The sequence below is a fragment of the Rhodococcus sp. 06-156-4 genome (genome assembly GCF_002259345.1).
GTDB lineage: Bacteria > Actinomycetota > Actinomycetes > Mycobacteriales > Mycobacteriaceae > Rhodococcoides > Rhodococcoides fascians_E.
The window spans coordinates 397,724-415,112 of sequence record NZ_NPGB01000036.1 but is presented as its reverse complement, the minus strand read 5'-3'; the positions used below and the strand labels follow the sequence as shown (position 1 = coordinate 415,112).

Below are 17,389 nucleotides of genomic sequence, written 5' to 3'. Positions count from 1 at the left end.
CCGCAGCCGCCTCACCACCGTGATCTCCTGGCTGACCGCGTTCTTCTCCCGCGGACGAGGCCAGCTGGCGATGACCGAGCAGCAAGTCGACGCCAGGCGTGCGATGTGCTACACCACTTCAGGTTTCGCGAGCCCTTCAATTGAAGCGATCGAGGTTACGGCCGTCGAGGTGCGGGTCGGCGAAGCGCATGTGGGCGGCGGGCATTCTCCGGCGGACGGCCACGCCGACCTCAAGTCGAAATAGTCAGCTTAGCTGCCTAAAATGTCAGATAAATCTCCGAATGATACGAACAAGGGCCATATAGTAGTAAGCATTACTGTCTAATTCGAGAGGCTGCTTCCATGAATGAGCGAGTTGAGCGTCTGCGGGAAGACATCGTGCTCTTCAACCGGGCGATCCGAGCGACGATCTCGGGACACCTCTTGAGTCCTACCCAGCTGCAAGCTCTGTCTAATCTCGATCACGTCGGTGCGATGAGCGCTCGCACGCTTGCTGACATCGAGCACGTCACACCTCAGACTGTAGCCAGGACCGTGGCGCTGCTCGAAGAGCAAGGTCTGGTGTCTCGCAGTCAAGACCCGACGGACGGACGCGCACAAGTTATTTCGATAACCGAGGAAGGGCGTGGAAAGCTGCTGGCCGATCGCAGCAAGCGGAGTGAATGGCTGGCGATCGCCTTGAACGAGCACTGCACCGACGTCGAAAGAGAAGTCCTCTACGCCGCCGGAACTTTGCTACGACGGTTGTCTGTTGCCACTGACGTCAGAGCCCGGACGCCGCAATCGTGAGTCTCGACGAGCGGGCCCAACAGAACTGGCCTTCTGTTCCCCTGAAGGTGAGTAGCGCCGTAGCTTCCGGAACCGTGTTGCAACCGCTCAACTCATCGATGATCGCTGTCGCTATCGTTGCTATCGCAGCACAATTCGGCACCGACGCGCCTGTTTCATGGGTCATTTCGGCCATGTACATCACCACGGCGGTGTGCGCGCCGATGGCAGGTCGTCTCGGCGCGATGCTTGGTGCGCGTCGGGTATTTCTCGCAGGACTCGTGTTCGTCGCGGTCGGATCCGCCGTCGGTGCCTTTGCGCCGAGTATTGGTTGGTTGATCGGCGCGTATGTGCTTCTGGGGGTCGGTATATCGGTTCATATGCCCAACGCCATGACTATGGTGCGTGCCTACGGCGCAAAGTATCGATCCGACTCACGCACTGCACTCACCACGATTGTGATGTGCGGTCAGTCGGTCGCTGCACTGGGCCCCACCGTGGGCGGCTTGTTGGTGGGTGCTTTCGGGTGGCAATCGATTTTGTGGGTGAACCTCCCGTTCGTGGGGCTGAGCGCAATCGCGGTTCTTTGCGTGGATGTCGGCACAACCGCAAACGAGCGCGTCTCGATCAGGAATGTTGTTCGAACCTTGGATGCTGCCGGTATCGGCTTGTTCGTTGTCTCGGTCACATCGCTGATGTTGTTTCTGATATCGACCAGGGGATCCCCTCTCTGGTGGACGCTACCGGTCATATTCGTGACGTCTGGGTTGTTCGTCCTGCGGGAGTGGCGAACCGAAGATCCATTTCTCGACGTGCGTGCCCTGGTGGGTAATCGCGCACTGGCAGCAACGCTTGGAGGCGCTCTTGTTACCTACACTTGCTTCTACTGCGTGTTCTTCGGAATTCCACAGTGGTTGCAGGCATCGCGCGGCATGACTCCGATCGAGACTGGTCTCACCATGTTGCCGGTGGCGGGTGTAACCGTGCTGTCTACGATGCTCGGTGCTCGAACTTACGCGAGATTCGGCGGTCGCCGAACACTTTTCGTGGGCACTACGGCGATGCTGATAGGCGGCGTTCTGATAGCAACCGTGGAAAGCAGCGCCGCTCCGATTGTCGTCCTACTGCTCGTTGCCGGTGTTCTCGGAATTCCCAATGGCTTCAACAACATCGGAAATCAGAACATAATAAACTCGGTGTCATCGGTGGCAGAGGTAGGAACTGCCATCGGAATGTATCGAACCGTGGCTTTCATCGGCGCAAACTTAGCTGTGGTCACGCTGCAGCTTACCTCGGGTCCGGTGATGGATGATCGGGGTCTGCACAGAACAGGAATGTTCATAGCTGTGTCCGCGGTGGTTCTCCTGATAGGAATGTTGCTCTACCGTAGAAGGAAGCCGGGTTTGTGCCCGTGACTCCGGTGCCCCCTGTTCGGCCTGATCGACATCCACGCCGAGGATTCATTGCTGCCGCAGTGTCTTTCACGACCATCTTCGCCGCCGGCGGAATTGCGATCCCGTTGTACGACACCTATCGCGCCGAGGATGGAGTCACCAACACCGATCTCGCGCGGGTTGCGGTTGTATACATGCTGGCCGCTGTGGTTGGGCTCGTTGTCCTTGGGCGCCTGTCCGACTACCTCGGCCGCAAGGCTGTATCGATTGCTGCCCTCCTGGTGGCTGCTGCAGGGTGTCTAGTTTTCCTCACCGTCCACAGTGTGGTGGCGCTCATTGTAGGACGCGGTCTGCAAGGGCTTGCTGCTGGTCTGGCCTCGAGCGCATTGGCTGCGTATGCGGTCGATACTGCGCCGAAGAGGCCGGCCTGGCTCCTCCCCGCAGTGACCAGTGCCGCTACTACGGTCGGCCTTTCGGCAGGGGCGTTCACCTCGGGTGTCCTCGTGGAGTTCGGTCCCTCGCCGCGAATGCTCGTGTTTGTTGTCTTCGCTGCGATGCTGATTGCCGCCGTGGTGTGGATCTTCTACGGTCCTGAGACCGTCACTCGACGGAAAGGGGTTGTGCGTTCTCTTGTTCCGGCGATGACCCTGCCGGCCAGCGCGCGTCCCTACCTGCCTGCTTCGGCGGCAGTTTTCGCCTCCACCTGGGCGCTCGGTGGCTACTACCAATCGTTCGGACCGTCCGTTGCGGCCGACGATCTGAGTTCGGACAGCGCCGTCGTTGCCGCCGCTGTATTCGCGTCCTACATGGCGCCGGTGATCCTGGGCGGGCCGGTAACGACGAAGCTGACGCCGATCGCCGCGCAGAGGTTCGGCATGATCCTCGTCTTCGGGTGCGCTGCCGGGCTGGTGACGGCGCTGTCCCTTGGTAATACGTTGCTGTTCATCGGATCCGGTGTCGTCGGTGGTATAGGGATGGGAGCCGGCATGTCTGGAAGTATGAGGCTCCTGCTCCCGACAGCTGGTTTGCATGAACGTGCGGGGCTTCTTTCGGTGATCTACGCCCTCTCGTACACCGGCGCAGCGCTGCCGAGCCTGATTACAGGACAACTGGTGCGATTCAGGTCGCTGCTCGATGTGACCGTTGGATACACCGTGCTGGTCGGCGCGGCACTGGTTCTTGTCTTGGCTACGGGCCGAAGGTCGACCTGAAGAACGCACAACGGCTGAACATCAGCGGCCGAAGGACGAACACCAAATCTCCTGTCGGGCGTGTTCAGCACGGGAAGCGTGCTCGAGGGTGTGACTGTTTGACAGTCCGACGTTTGACTGATGTACTTGTTTTTACAGTGAGTACAATCACGTGCATGTAGGTAAATGACAGGTTGAGTCCGATCGTGGCGCAATTCAAATAGCCAAGCGAATCCCGATACGTCGTCGCAACAGCGAAGATCCTGTCCGTCGTCTGCAGTCCGATGGACGGTGAGCATCGGCGATAAGACGCAGATTCTGTGCACACACCATTGACGAATCCAGTAAGGCAGATATGAAATCAGCTTCAACGAACGCGGCAGAAGACCAGACATCGTCGCCGGAAAAGACGAGCTTCGCAAGGTTGGGAACCGCCCTGTTCTTGGGTACGGCTTTGGAGTGGTACGACTATTTCGTGTACGGGGTGGCAGCCGCTCTGGTGTTGAACAAACTTTTTTTCCCCTCCTACAATCCGACCGTAGGAACCTTGTTCGCTTTCGGCACATTCGCGTCGGCGTGGCTGATGCGCCCGCTCGGGGCCTATATATTCGGTCACCTCGGCGATCGCTACGGCCGACGAACAGTATTGTTCATCACCCTCATCGGTATGGGCTTGGCTACGATAGCGACGGGCTTGCTGCCGACCTACGACCAGATCGGCTTCTGGGCGCCCTTGCTTCTCGTGTTCTTCCGCATGATTCAGGGCTTGTCGGCGGGCGGTGAGTTCTCCGGCGTTGCTACCTTGTCGATCGAGCACGCGCCCGCACATCTGCGTGGGCGATACACCAGCGTCGCGCAGATGGGCATTCCGGCTGCCTTGGTCGCTGCCAACCTCGTCAGCTTGATCGCTTACTACATGCCCGAGGATGCGCTCGAGAGTTACGGCTGGCGTATTCCGTTCCTGGTCAGCGCATTGATCTTTCCGATTGCGCTATACATTCGGCTCAAACTCGAAGAGTCGCCGGTGTTCGAGGAGAAGAAAGCCAACAAGACGCTCGTCAAGAATCCGGCTAAAGAAGTAATCCGTAACCACTGGCGAACCATGCTTGCTCTGGGCTTCGCCAACGGAGGTCTCGGTGCGGCGTTCTATGCCTACAGCACTTACGCGGTGAATTTCGGTTCAGCAGAGGTCGGTCTATCGAGGACCACGGTTCTGCTTGCAGTGATCGTGGCCGGACTGGTCCACCTGTGCTGTGTGGGGGTTGTCGGCTGGCATTCGGATCGCTTGGGTCCCAAACGCATTTTCCTGTCTGCACTGACGTTGTTGGCGATCGCGCCGATACCGGTGTTCTGGATAATTCACACCGGTAGCGCCGTTGCCATCGTCGCAGCAATGATCATCGGCCTAGGGATCGGTCACGGAGTTGCGTACTCGGTGACCGCCTTGATCTTCACTACGGTGTTTCCGCCGGAGCTACGCTACACAGGTTCTGCGTTGACCTATCAGGTATCTGCAGCGCTTCTTTCCGGGCCTGTACCAATTTTCATGACTGCCTTGGTGGGCGCGGGCGGTGGTTCCTTCTGGTATGCGGCGATTTTTCTGACCGGTATCTGCACTGCAGGTCTTCTCGGCGCTGTTCTCATCGATCCCGCCGTCAACAAATCGCATGCCGTGGCCGCGGCACGTGGCGAGGTATAACCAAAACAGACGCGCCGCGTGGAGTGCCAGCTGCTGCTAGAGAGGAAAGTCCCGGGTCTGACTTTTGGAAGTCGGACCCGGGACTTACTTGTCGGCGAATTCAGGCATCGTGACAAATCGAGAGAATGTGGACATGTGATCAACCGGATATCGAAAACAGGAGCGCAACTATGGTAGATGAACGGTTTTTTCGCGTATCGGACTCAGGACGGCCTGAACACTACGGAGCTATCTACGAACCGCAAGCGAGCTGGCTTTCGCAACAGCGACCCGAACCGGTCATCGAACCCGAGCTTAAGATGGTCGACTCGCATCACCATTTCTGGGATAACCCATACATCTACGATGTGGCAGATTTGTCCGAAGACGTGCAGAGCGGACATCGAGTCACATCGACTGTGTACGTCGAGTGTGGAAACGGCTATCTGACGACCGGACCCGAGGAGTTGAGACCCGTCGGGGAGACTGAAAAGGTGGTGTCGAATACCAGTCGGACCAGCCCCGGCGGATTCCCCGTACTCGCTGCAGGCATTGTGGGTTTCGCAGATTTGACGCTGGGTTCGAGGGTCGGTGCGGTCCTCGATCGTCATCTCGATGCGGGTGACGGGAGATTCAAAGGTGTTCGTTTCAGCACGGGATGGGATTCCAGTTGCGAGATAGAGAATACCCAGGCCGCGAAACGTCCGAGAATGCTCTCCGAAGAAGGTTTTCGGGCAGGATTGGCTGTACTAGCGGAGCGGGACCTTTCTTTCGACGCGTGGCTGTTCCAAAATCAGCTCGACGAGGTTGCGGACGTAGCCGACGCGCTTCCGAAGTTGAGAATTGTCGTCGATCATTGTGGAGGCCCACTTGGGTATGGCCCCTATGCGTCGGACCAGCAACTTCACTTCAAGAGGTGGCGTGAGGCAATTCGGGCCTTGGCGGAACGGCCGAATGTGTCCTGCAAACTCGGTGGACTCCTGGCGCGGGGTGCAGCTTACGACTACGTGTCTGCGGCGACACCACCGACGTCCGATCAGCTCGTTACTTCATGGAGTCCGTGGATCAATGAGTGCATCGAAGCATTTGGAGCGAATCGATGCATGTTCGAAAGTAATTTTCCTGTGGAAAAAATGGGTGTAAATTACTCGACCTTGTGGAATGCATACAAGAAAATGACGATAAGTGCTTCGGATGCGGAAAGGCACGCGCTGTTCGGTGGCACCGCACGTGATTTCTATCGTCTTGACTGTTAGGCGACCGCCCGGTAATCGATTCACTGAACATCGGCGATGGTCGGTGCGAACTCCGCACCGACCATCGCCGCTGTTCAGAAAATGCATGGATCGGTCTTGGGCCCTTCACTCAGCCCCGGTTGAATATGTCGCGCAGTTTACGGCCCCACTCGGCAATCAGCTCCCTGGGCGTATTCTCCTCGGTGAGGACACGCATCTGGGAGGTGTTGATGGTGCCCGCCAGGCCGTCGATGGGACTACCGGCGTCTCCGTCGCCATTGAAGACTTGCTGACCCTCAGGCGACAGCAGATAGTCCATCACGATTTGGGCGTCGTCCTGGCGCGGAGATTTTTCGAGAACTCCCGCGATGAACGGTGAGGCAAATCCATCCTCGATCAGCGTCGCTGCCACTGGCGCACCCCTGTTGACGAGGTCGCGGACAACAGCAGGGCTGGCGGTGTATGCGACGCCGATCTCGCCGGATGCGACGGCTTGAGCCATCGGGATCAGAGATGGGTAGAACTTCGGGTTCTGCTCTGCCAACTCCGGTAGGTAGTCCATACCGTTCTTGTCTTGCAGATACTGTAAGTACGCTGCCAATACCGCGCTCATGGTGTCTCTGACACCCACCCTGTTGGCCACCTCTGGCGCAAGTAAGTCTTGCCAGGTCTTGAACCCTGCCGGAAAGGTGTCCGTGTTCCACAGGATCATGCTGAACGGTGAGTAAAAGACGATCGGGGCGAAGCCGTCGACACCCCAGTCCGGGTAGCTTTCGGCGGATGCGCCTTGGACCGGTACCAGGTTCTCCTTGTTGCGGAGGAACCATGAATCACCGGACATGATGAAAATGTCCGCACCGTCGGCGCCCGTGGCGATCTCGGCGTCCACCTTGGGCACTAGATCGGACGCTCCACGGGTGATCTTCAGGTTGATGTCGGGATGAGAAGCATTGAAGGCGTCCTCCAGTCTCTGGTTCTGAGATGGTGCGGCGACGCTGTAGACCCGAACCGTTCGACCGTCGTCACCCATCAGTTCTGAAAGGGGTGCACACGCTGTCAGTGCAGCAACCATGATGGAGGTGGTGGACAAGGTGACCAGTCTCAGAATTTTTGTCATCGTCGTAGACTTCTTACCCTTAGAATTTCTCGAGCGCACGACTGCCTCCGAATAGCATGGCGAAGAATACGCCGAATGCGGTTATGACTGTCATTGCAATGGCGATTACCGCTACCTGCGGATATCCGCCGGCATCGTACTGCTCGAACAGAACGACCGACATGACGTTCACTTCCGCGGAGCGAATCAAGAGGGATACGCCGAACTCGTGGATCAACAGGACAAACATAATTGCTGCGGACGACGCCATTCCTGCGCGTCCCAGGGGAAGAATTATTCGAGTAAAAGTCCGTATCGAACCAGCCCCGCTTACACGGGATGCTTCCACAGTGGTGCGCCCTAAGGCCACGAGCGTCGCGAGTTGATACCGTACAGCGTACGGCACCATGATCGTCAAGTACGCGAGTACGAGACCGGTCTTGGTTGCATACAGGCCGATCGACGGACTCGAATAGGCGAAGAGGAAGCCGAATCCGAGTAGAGCGCCCGGCATGGTGAGTGGAAGACTGGCGAAGACATCGAGAATTGCAGGTAGGGGTCGCCACAGACGGTCCTTGTTGTAGATCGCTAGGGCCACCAGCGTCCCAATCGGTAGCACCAACAGGACTGCGCTCACCGAAGCAAATGTGCTGTTGAAGATGGATTGCACGAAAACTCTGTCCTGAAAGACCAGCGAGAAATTCTGCAAGGTGAGCGCATCGAAGGAAATCGATCCACTCCAGAACGGAGACAGCGCGACGAACGCCAATGCGACGAGGGGGGCAAAGGCCGACAGGGCGGTGAACACGATGACGGTCGACGCAGCAGCAGTGTTCGCCCATCGGCTGGATTTCACTTGGTTGGGCGCGCTTACAGATCCTACGAAACGATCCTGGTTGCCGATCAGGCGACGTTGTAGCAGGACGAGACCGAGTGCGACCGCGATCAGAGGAGTTCCAAGTGCAGCGACTACGGCGTACTCGATCGGATACTGAGCCGAGAGTTCGAACATTCGTACGGTCAGAACATCTAGGCCCTCTCTGCGTCCGAGAATAAGTGGCCCGGTGAATTGCCCTAGCGCAAGGAGGAAGCACACCGCGCCGGCGTACACGAAAATGGGTCTCAGCAGAGGGATAGTGACGGTGAACAGGATCCTGAGAGAACCGGCGCCGTTGACCCTCGCCGCGAGCATGTAGTCGTGGCCGAGGTTCCTCAGACCTGCGTACACGAAAAGGTAGACAAATGCAGCAAGATTCACGCCGGTATAGACGATGATCCAAAACTGGTTGTACACATTGATCGGACCTGACTCGCCGCCGAAAAACGGTGTTGCCCGTAACAACGTGTTCACGTATCCATTCTCCGGAGAAAACAAGAATACGAACCCGACCACGTGCGCAACGCCAGGAATGATCATGGGGAGGATCGGCATGAATGCCAGGTACTTGCGAGTACGGGGTGATGTCGCGTTCATGCACAACGCAAGGCCGGTGCCAACGACAAGGGCGATGACCAAAGCCCCTATGCCGAGGATCAGCGTCGTGAGAAACATCTTGCCTACGCCAGGCAGTTCGAGCATGCCCCGGATTCCGGCTGCGCCGTCGGCAAATGCCTGCTCCTGCAATGGAACAATTGGAAGCAGCACGATTGCGCCGACAAGGACAGTCAGCATCAACCAGGGGAGTTGGCGACGCAATCGACGTCCCGCAGCAATCGGACGTGCACTGCCGGCTGAGCTGTTCACAGCGGGAGGCGTTTCCGACGGCCGCTCGGCGAGACCAGTGGTCATCGGGTGGCCTCTGTGGCGTCGTGCGCAGATGTCCGTGCCCAGTTTGCGACCAATCCCTCGGTCTCGGTGTTGTAGCATCGAGCGTCCTGAATGTCGAAACCGACGTCCACGGGGTCGCCTGTTCTAGCGGAGTTGGAGCGGTTGTGTACCCGCGAGAACAACCGGATGCCACCGACCTCGATGACGCATTCGGAAGTTTCGATACCGGGCAGCAGTTCGACTACACGCCCGTTGGGGATCCATACTGTCGTGCCATCCGAGCGTGCCTCGGTATCGGCAACAGGGCCATCTTGGCCTCGTCGGACCAGTATGTGTTCATCTCTGAGCCGGATGGAGTGTGTCCCACGAAGCGAATCGACTGTGAGTCCTGTGATCGGGCTGCCGATGATCTCCGAGCCGCCGGACTGCGCGTTCAGTTCCAGTTTGTTTCTGGCGCCCAAGAAGTCCGCTACGTACTCGGTTGCCGGAGCGTTGTAGACCTCTGCAGGATCCCCGATCTGTTCGACTTGTCCGGACCTCATCACCGCCACACGCGTACCGAGTGCGATCGCTTCTTCCTGATCATGGGTGACGTGAACTGCCGTGAATCCGAGCGTTCTGTGCAGCAGTCGCAGTTGAGCTCGGAGTTCGACGCGGAGTAGCGCATCCAGATTGCTGAGAGGCTCGTCCAGAAGGAGTAGAGCCGGACGCGGCGCCAGGGCTCGAGCGAGCGAAACGCGTTGTTGTTGGCCGCCACTTAGCTCCGGCGGGTATCGGTCCGCGAGGTGGCCACACTGAACGATGTCGAGTACTTCTTCGACTCTTCCGTCCTTGAGTGCGGCACCAAGTCCGCGAGACTTAAGTGGGTAGGCCACGTTGTTTCGCACTTTCATGTGAGGCCATAGAGCGTAGTTCTGGAACACCATGCCGACGTCACGGCGGTTCGCTGGAACGAACACGCCCCTGGATGCGTCGACGACGCACGTTCCCCCGAGCTCGATGCGGCCTGCGTCGGGTTGGTCCAGTCCCACCAGTGACCGAAGGAGTGTCGTCTTCCCGCATCCGCTCGGACCGAGGAGTACCAGCAGTTCTCCATCTGTTACCTCGAGATTGATGTCGCGAAGTACCTGAGTCTCCTGGCCACGTCGACCGAAGGATTTTGCCAGTCCGTTTACCGATACCAGCGAGTTAACCTTCGGTTTGCCTTCCTGAATGAGGCGTTCGTCGATTACAGCTGATGGCATAGTGCTTCCTTCCGATGTGAGGCGCGGCACACACAGGCAATCATGGTTAGACAGTTTACGCAACGTCTAATAATAAAATGTCGGACTTATACGGCGCTGGGAGCACTGTTGTAGTTGCGTCGAACTGATCTCGCCGGGAGGACGTGGAAAGCGAACGACCGCAAGTTCAGGCAATGCGGCACCGACGATCAGGATCGCGAGATCAGCGCGTGCGCGGGTTGAATCGAACTGTGGACGCTCTGACCCAAGGGGCCGACCGGGATCTGTACAAGGCGAAGCCGAATGTAGAAATTTTGCGGACACATCCGTGGCTTCACTCTCGCTTGTATCGAGCAATCGAATCTATTACTCGTGTGACCTGCCCTGCTAGTTCTGAACGCTGTCGGAACCATTCCCGTGGAACGTGCGGTCCAGGAGCTGAAGCCGCACCCCTACTTCCTCGGGAAGACATTCTGTCGCTCGACGGAGGGGCGCTGGGTTGCAGTCCCTCGAGCTCCGCCGGAGACGGGAGCGCTCTAGGCGATCTGACATTCAGGCAAGTCCGGCTCTACACCCCGACTGACATGCTCCAGATGGCGCTCGCGCAGCGGAGGGGGACAACAAGGTGAACGTGGTCGACCGCGCGAGCGAAGACCATCCTTAGTGAGTCGATGTGGGGCGTCCACCGACATCGCGGTTGGCTGGAAGGCGCGAGTGAACGTGGAGTGCGGGTCAGGCTTGTAGAGACAGGCCCGCCAGCGTGCCGAAACGAGAGATGTCGGCCGAGGTTCTTTCAAGTCGCCGAACGTAGATCAGTGCCCCGAAATTCGCGCTTGGTCAACGGGCACCTGGCTTGCACGCGGATGCGCCACGACTATTGGGGGCGCGAGGGCAGGAATACTGCTGCGATGACGGCGCCGACTGCTGTGACTGTTGCTGCGACGTAGGAGCCTGCGGCGAGACCGTCGAGAAATGCGGTGTTGGCAGCGGTGGCGATTGCGTCCGCTGTGGACGAATCGCCCGCTGCGCGTATCTGTTCGGAGGCGATGACGGCGCCGCCTATGGAGTCTTGTACGGCGGATGTGGCGTCGTCGGGCAGGTTCGATGCGGTGTCGGTGGCGGTCAGGCCGGAGGTGTACAGCGAGGCGTAGACGCTGCCGATGACCGCGACGCCGAGGGTGCCGCCCACTTCTCTGGTGGCGTCGTTCATGCCGGAGCCGATGCCTGCTTTCTCTTTCGGGACGGCGCCCATGATGGCTTCGGTTGCCGGTGCCGATGTCAGGCCTAGTCCGAGTCCGAGGGGAATCATCTGACCGGCGATTTCGAGGTAGCTGGTGGCGGTGCTGAGCGTGGAGATCCATGCGAAAGCCGAGGTGAACAGGATCAGGCCGACGGAGACGACGATTTTGTTGCCGATGCGCACTGCCAGGACTGTGCCGAGGACGGAGCCGACAGCGATCGATGCTGCGACGGGTATGAACTTCAGGCCCGTCTCCAGTGGACCGTATCCGCGTACGAGTTGGAAGTACTGCGATATGAGGAATATGAAGCCGAACAACGCGAAGTAGGCGAAGGTGACCGACGCGCTTGCGGCGGTGAATCGCATGTTGACGAAGAGGGTGACGTCGATCATCGGGTCGTTGTGATTGCGTTCCCACAACACGAGAGCGACGAAGAGCGCGGCTGCGAGGGTGAATCCTGCCAATGAGGCGATACTGGCCCAGCCGTGTTCGGGGGCTTCGATGACGGTGTAGACGAGGGTGCCGACGGCGAGCACGGACAGGACGAGGCCGCCGACGTCGATACGCGGTGTGCTCGGGTCACGAGAGGTCGTCACGATGACGAGCACTGCGGTGATGGCTCCGAGGGCTGCAACGGCAAGCGCCAGGAAGACGCTGCCCCACCAGTAGTGTTCGAGTAGCCAGCCGCCGAGGATCGGTCCACCTGCGACGCCGACTCCGGTTGTTGCGCCCCAGACTCCGATCGCTTTTGCTTTGGCTGCTCGTTCGGTGAAGACGTTCGAGAGGATGGACAGGGTCGTCGGGTAGACGAATGCGGCACCGAGGCCCATCAGAGCTTGCCAGGCGATCAACTGTGCGGCGCTGTCGGCGAACGAGGCCCCTACTGCTCCGCCGCCGAAGATCGACAGGCCGAGGATGAGGGCGCCTTTGCGGCCGTAGCGGTCACTGAGGCTGCCGAATGCGAGGACGAAGGTCGCGAACAGGAGATTGTAGGCATCGACGATCCATTGGAGCTGTCGGTTGTCGGCGCGCAGTTCGAGCGCCAGAGAGGGGAGCGCGACGTTGATGGCGGTTGTGGCGAGGCTGATGGCCAGCGTCGCCGAGCACAGCACGATCAGTACCGGTAGGCGGGAGGGGGCTCGCAGTTGCAGTGGGGAGGTCACTGCTTGATTATTTCAAGTAAAAGGTTCAGAAAGTCAAGTGTATGCTTCGATCGTGAAGTCCTACGGTGAATTCTGTGCACTCGCTCGCGGTCTCGATGTAGTGGGTGATCGATGGACGATGTTGGTGGTGCGGGAGTTGCTGATCGGGCCGAGCAGATATTCGGACTTGCATCGGTCCCTGCCTGGTATTGCCACGAATTTGCTGGTTCAGCGGCTTCGCAGTTTGGAAGCCGCGGGAATTGTGGTGTCCACCGAGGAGGCGGCGCCGGTGTCGTCGCGGGTCTACTCGTTGACCGAGTGGGGTCGAGGTTTGCAGGCGCCGTTGGTCGAACTCGCCAGGTGGGCGTCGCCGCTCATGTCCGCCGGTGCAGGCGCGGATCACAGCCGCGGTCGCTGGCTGGTGTTCTCGGTCATGGCGCTGTTTCCGAAGCCCGATGCCCTCCCTGCGAAGAAGCGGTTTCCGACGGTCACTGCGCGCATCGACGCGGATGGTGAAAGCGTGCTTGTGACGTCGGACGTGTCGGGAGTGAACGCGACCGTCATCTGTTCTGGTGCGCCCGCTGATGTCACCGTGACCGGAACGTCGGAACAGGTTTTCGCGACGCTGTCGGGTTCGACCGCGCGGCGCTCGCAGGCTGTGGTGTCTGGACCGGAGACCAAAGTCGGACTGCTACGTCAGCTGACGGCGCTCGCTCTGACGGCATAGCCTGCGTCACCGCGTCGCGTCTGGCGCGACGAGTCCGATAGCGTGGTGAGCAGGTCGTCGAGCGACTGGAAGAACTTGTCCCGCAGGGACTCGCTCGGTGAGCGCGGGTCGCTCGCTCGAGCCTGTTTCGGCGCGTTGTCCCGGGCTTCATGACGGTGATGCGTGCGAAGCGAGTTCTACTGCTCGCGGGATCACATTGTGGCGAAACCCGATTCGGTCGGTGATGGGACGGATGAGTCCGGGTATGCGGGCGGCGAGGGCGTTCGAGCGGGTGGGGACGATCATGTCGGATCGATTCTCGATTCCTGTCACCGCGGCGGCGACGACGGTGTCCAGTGGGATCATCTTGAACAGGCCCGCGCGGTTGCCGCCCCACAACGTGGTGGCCACTGGGTCCGTTTGCACGGCGTCCATCATCGGTGTCTGGAAGAACGTCGGGTGAAGGCTTCCGATCCCGACGCCACGGTGACGCAGTTCAAGGCGAGTCGCGTCGCACAGCGCCCAGACGCCCGCTTTGCTTGCGACGTACGGGCCGTTCAGTGGCGAGTGGACGAAGGCGGCCATCGAGGAGATCGCCAGCAGATATCCGCGCCGCTCGACGACGTGGGGCAGCGATGCTTTGAACGTTCGCCAGACTCCACTGAGGTTGACGTCGATGATTCGTTCCCACAGGGCAGGGTCCATCGATTCGAGCGGTTGCACAGCGGCGATGCCCGCGTTGGCAATCACAACATCGACTCGCCCGAAATGTCGGGCCGCCGAGCCGACCGCCGACTGGATGCTGTCGAGGTCGGTGACGTCCACGGCCCACCCCCGGGCAACGGCCGCCGGGCCGAGAGTGCGAGCTTGTAGGGCTGCCGCGTCGCCGTCCAGGTCGAGAAGGGCCAGATTGGCGCCGCGCGAGCGCAGTGCTGTCGCCAGGGCGGAACCGAGTCCGCCGGTGGATCCTGTGATGACGACGGTGCGGCCGGCAAGGTTGTAGTCGATCACGCTCGTGTGCCTTTCGTTTCGGTGTCATTCTTTTCGGTGACGGGAACGTGCCGACCCAGGAAGTCGAGTTGGTCGGCGATGTTGCGCTCGAAATCGGCACCGACGTAGATGTCGAAGTGGCCGGCGTCGTAGAGCTTTATCTCCGCGCGTGGAGAGCGTGCGGCGTACCGCTGGGTCGGGATCGGCGGTGCAACGCTGTCGCGCTCGCAGATGGCGTAGAAGATCGGGCACTTCACTTTGCTCGCACTGCGTCCCGGGAAATGGCGGACGATGTCGAGTCCGAATCGAGCTGCGACGTCTCGGCGTACATCCAGGCCCGGTGGGATCAGCGCAGTGATACCGGCAGCGCTGTCCGGACTGGTCATGAGGGAGGTCGACCCAGGCGGGCCGTAGGTGTCGATCATCACCGACGGTCGGCCGAACCTGGCCCCGACGGCATCACGCACCGCGCGGGCGGTCACTTTCGCGGCGACAGGGAGGGGGATGGCTCGTGCTGCGGCGAGGCCGTCGGTGAACGGGCACTGAGTGATCACTGCGGCGACATCGGGGTTGCGTGCGGCGGTGACGATGACGTGTCCGCCGCCGAAGGAGGTTCCCCACAACACGATCCGGGCGGGGTCGACGGTGTCCAGGGTGCGCGCATGGGCGATTGCGGCGTCCCAGTCGCTCAGTTGCGTATCGATGTCGAGAAGTTGACGTGGCTCGCCGCTGCTTTCACCGAAGTGGCGGTAGTCGAACACGAGGCACAGGTAGCCCATGGCGGTGAACCGTCGAGCGAAGGCGTCGAGTCCCATCTCCTTGATTCCCCCGAGGCCGTGACCCATCACGATGATCGGACGGCATCTGCCGCCCTGGTGGGGCTCGTCGGTCGGCGCGTACAACCAGGCGGCGCACTGGCCGTCGCCGGACGGGAATCGGTCGTCGGTGCGTGTCATAAGCACACAATATGTAAGAGGTTCCAAAAATGGAAGTAGTTACATGAATTGAATGGGCTACAGTTACGCGGTGATGGCCGAAACGGGAACGACGCGCACTCAGCGGCGCGCAGCTGCCAACCGCCGGTCGGTGCTGGAGGCCGCACGCGGCATCATCGCTGCTCATGGCGTCGGGGCGCTCACCCTCGAGGCGGTGGCCGAGCAGGCGGATGTTGCCGTACAGACCATCTACAACCGTGTCGGGGGCCGCTCGGCGCTACTCACCGCAGTGGCGGAGGAGGCGCTCGACGAAAGTCGCGTCTACATGGACGCTGCGTACGAATCGGAAGGGACGGTGGAGGAACGCCTCCTGCTGGTCGCCGCCGCCTACGCACGGTTCGCGCGAGAACGTCCTCACGAATTCCGGATTCTGGTCGAACCGCCCGACGAATCCGACGCCGTCGAGCGGATCGCAGCGCTCACCCAGGCTCAGAACGCCCGCCTCGCAGAGGTTCTGAGGGAGGGCGCCCGATCTGGATCGGTCAGAGCAGACTTGGATCCGGACGACCTCGCCACCACCCTGTGGGCGGCGTTGAACGGTCTGCTCTCGCTCGCCTGGCGACCAGGAAACCTGGGAGCCGATCCCACGACGATCGACAGGCTCCTCGCCGTCTACCTCATGGCCGTTCGCGACGGGCTACGGGACCACGACCCGAGCTAGCAAAGTCCCCGCGCGGGATGTGCTCCAACTCTGGTCGAGGTTGAGTTGGACCGGGTGGGGTATGTGTCGGCATGGACGATTCCCCCGAAACACATGCGGACGGTGATTCCGGGGCCGATCAATCCACCCCGGTGTTTCAGCCGCCTCGACTTCGAACCAAGGACGATCGTGCCGCAACGCGGCTGGAGCTGTTCTTCGATCTCGCTTATGTTCTGGTTGTTCATCAGCTCGCGATCGGCTTGAAGGACGACCTGGGGTGGCACGGGGTAGCGGTGTTCACCGGACTGTTCGCTGTCACGTGGTGGTCGTGGGTGACGACTACGTTGTACGCCAACAGATTCGACACGAACGACGTTCTCTATCGGGTGCTCAAACTGGCCGCGACGTTCGCGGTCGCGGTGATGGCGGCGAGTGCGACCACGGCCATCGGTGGTAGCGGCACCGTCGCGTTCGGCATCGGATACATCGCGACCCGGGTGCTTCTCGCCGGGCTCTACTTCCGTGCGTGGCGGCATATCGCCGACGTACGGGCCACCATCGATCTCTATCTCGCGGCGACGGTCATCAGCATCGTGATCTGGACGATTTCGCTGTTCGTTCCGTCGCCGCTCACCTACGTCCTGTGGGCGGTAGGCATCGCTGTCGAGGCGGCTGCTCCGTTCGCGGCGACCCGGTGGGGTCAGAACGTGCCGCTTCACCTCGACCATCTTCCGGAACGCTTCGGACTCTTTGTCATTCTCGTCCTGGGTGAATCGGTTTCGGCCGTCGTGCTCGGGATGCGTGACACTTCGTGGGCCTGGTCGTCATTGTCGGTGGCAGCACTGGGATTCACCATTGCGGCTGCCGTGTGGTGGATGTACTTCGACATCGCCGGTGCGGAAGCCAAGTTCGAGATCCAGGACGACGATCGGGCGGTGGAAAGCGGTCGCGCCGATGGGTATGTCTACGGCCATCTTCCTGTTGCTCTGGGGGTTGCGCTGCTCGGGGTCGGGATTCAGCAGTATGTTCTGCATCCCGTCGGGGAGCTGACCGACGCGGGCCGTTGGATCCTGTGCGGCGGGGTCGTGCTGTTCGTCGTCGGGATCTGTTCCATCCTCGGGTGGAGCTCGGGTGATTGGAAGACTGTGATGCCATGGCCGGGGCTGGCGATCCCCGCCGTCCTGGCGGTGGGCGCCGTGGACAACGCACTCCCGTTCGCATCGGCCGTCGTGCTCGCTGTCGGTGCCATCATCGCCGTGGTCACGGGGATCGTCCGGCGCCAGCGAAGTCCGATCGAGACAACAGAAACCTGACGCGCCGGTA

At 60.4% G+C, this 17,389-nt stretch carries 14 protein-coding genes and 1 pseudogene; 9 read left to right on the top strand and 6 right to left on the bottom strand.

Annotated elements, in window-relative coordinates; all coding sequences use genetic code 11:
- The 6 genes and pseudogenes from CH290_RS26640 to CH290_RS26615 form a co-directional block, all read left to right on the top strand.
- A pseudogene (locus CH290_RS26640) lies at positions 1–244 on the top strand (hypothetical protein); the annotation flags it as partial.
- A 98-nt stretch (positions 245–342) separates the two neighbouring features.
- Positions 343–789 (top strand): MarR family winged helix-turn-helix transcriptional regulator, encoded by a 447-nt coding sequence (locus CH290_RS26635; RefSeq protein WP_033189780.1) that lies wholly within the window; start codon positions 343–345, stop codon positions 787–789.
- Positions 786–2,183, top strand: coding sequence for an MFS transporter (locus tag CH290_RS26630; protein WP_033189781.1), 1,398 nt, complete (start codon positions 786–788; stop codon positions 2,181–2,183). The genes CH290_RS26635 and CH290_RS26630 overlap by 4 nt, the downstream gene beginning before the upstream one ends.
- 59 nt (positions 2,184–2,242) lie before the next feature.
- Entirely contained in the window at positions 2,243–3,373 is a 1,131-nt protein-coding gene (locus CH290_RS26625; RefSeq protein ID WP_052083191.1) for an MFS transporter, read from the top strand.
- 334 nt (positions 3,374–3,707) lie between these two features.
- Positions 3,708–5,051, top strand: a complete 1,344-nt coding sequence (locus CH290_RS26620; RefSeq protein WP_052083192.1) for an MFS transporter — start codon at positions 3,708–3,710, stop codon at positions 5,049–5,051.
- A 170-nt stretch (positions 5,052–5,221) separates the two neighbouring features.
- Complete coding sequence (locus CH290_RS26615) at positions 5,222–6,286, top strand: amidohydrolase family protein (protein WP_080748753.1); 1,065 nt, start codon at positions 5,222–5,224, stop codon at positions 6,284–6,286.
- 109 nt (positions 6,287–6,395) lie between these two features.
- On the opposite strand, the gene CH290_RS26610 is transcribed toward CH290_RS26615, so the two are convergent.
- The 4 genes from CH290_RS26610 to CH290_RS26595 form a co-directional block, all read right to left on the bottom strand.
- Positions 6,396–7,355, bottom strand: a complete 960-nt coding sequence (locus CH290_RS26610; RefSeq protein WP_170947656.1) for an ABC transporter substrate-binding protein — start codon at positions 7,353–7,355, stop codon at positions 6,396–6,398.
- A 46-nt stretch (positions 7,356–7,401) separates the two neighbouring features.
- Positions 7,402–9,150 carry an ABC transporter permease gene (locus CH290_RS26605; RefSeq protein WP_170947559.1) on the bottom strand — a complete coding sequence of 583 codons (1,749 nt, stop codon included), beginning with the start codon at positions 9,148–9,150 and terminating at the stop codon, positions 7,402–7,404.
- A complete protein-coding gene (locus CH290_RS26600) occupies positions 9,147–10,373 on the bottom strand; it encodes an ABC transporter ATP-binding protein (RefSeq protein WP_052083194.1) in 1,227 nt (408 codons plus the stop codon). The genes CH290_RS26605 and CH290_RS26600 overlap by 4 nt, the downstream gene beginning before the upstream one ends.
- Before the next feature lie 853 nt (positions 10,374–11,226).
- On the bottom strand, positions 11,227–12,756 hold the full coding sequence (locus CH290_RS26595) for an MFS transporter (RefSeq protein WP_033189784.1): 1,530 nt from the start codon (positions 12,754–12,756) through the stop codon (positions 11,227–11,229).
- Positions 12,757–12,808: 52 nt separating this feature from the next.
- On the opposite strand from CH290_RS26595, the gene CH290_RS26590 reads away from it, so the two are divergent.
- The gene (locus CH290_RS26590; protein ID WP_033189785.1) at positions 12,809–13,462 is read left to right on the top strand and encodes a winged helix-turn-helix transcriptional regulator; all 654 of its coding nucleotides are present in this window, start codon (positions 12,809–12,811) and stop codon (positions 13,460–13,462) included.
- Positions 13,463–13,609: 147 nt separating this feature from the next.
- Here CH290_RS26590 and CH290_RS26585 read toward each other — a convergent pair whose 3' ends face one another.
- Both CH290_RS26585 and CH290_RS26580 read right to left on the bottom strand, forming a co-directional pair.
- Positions 13,610–14,452, bottom strand: a complete 843-nt coding sequence (locus CH290_RS26585) for an SDR family NAD(P)-dependent oxidoreductase (protein ID WP_033189786.1) — start codon at positions 14,450–14,452, stop codon at positions 13,610–13,612.
- The gene (locus CH290_RS26580) at positions 14,449–15,387 is read right to left on the bottom strand and encodes an alpha/beta hydrolase (protein ID WP_033189787.1); all 939 of its coding nucleotides are present in this window, start codon (positions 15,385–15,387) and stop codon (positions 14,449–14,451) included. Before CH290_RS26580 ends, CH290_RS26585 begins: the two co-directional genes overlap by 4 nt.
- 73 nt (positions 15,388–15,460) lie before the next feature.
- Between CH290_RS26580 and CH290_RS26575 the strand changes: the two genes are divergently transcribed.
- Positions 15,461–16,087 carry a TetR/AcrR family transcriptional regulator gene (locus CH290_RS26575; RefSeq protein WP_033189958.1) on the top strand — a complete coding sequence of 209 codons (627 nt, stop codon included), beginning with the start codon at positions 15,461–15,463 and terminating at the stop codon, positions 16,085–16,087.
- Positions 16,088–16,158: 71 nt separating this feature from the next.
- Positions 16,159–17,379: a low temperature requirement protein A gene (locus CH290_RS26570; protein ID WP_033189788.1), complete on the top strand. Its 1,221-nt coding sequence runs from the start codon at positions 16,159–16,161 to the stop codon at positions 17,377–17,379.
- Positions 17,380–17,389 lie beyond the last annotated feature (10 nt).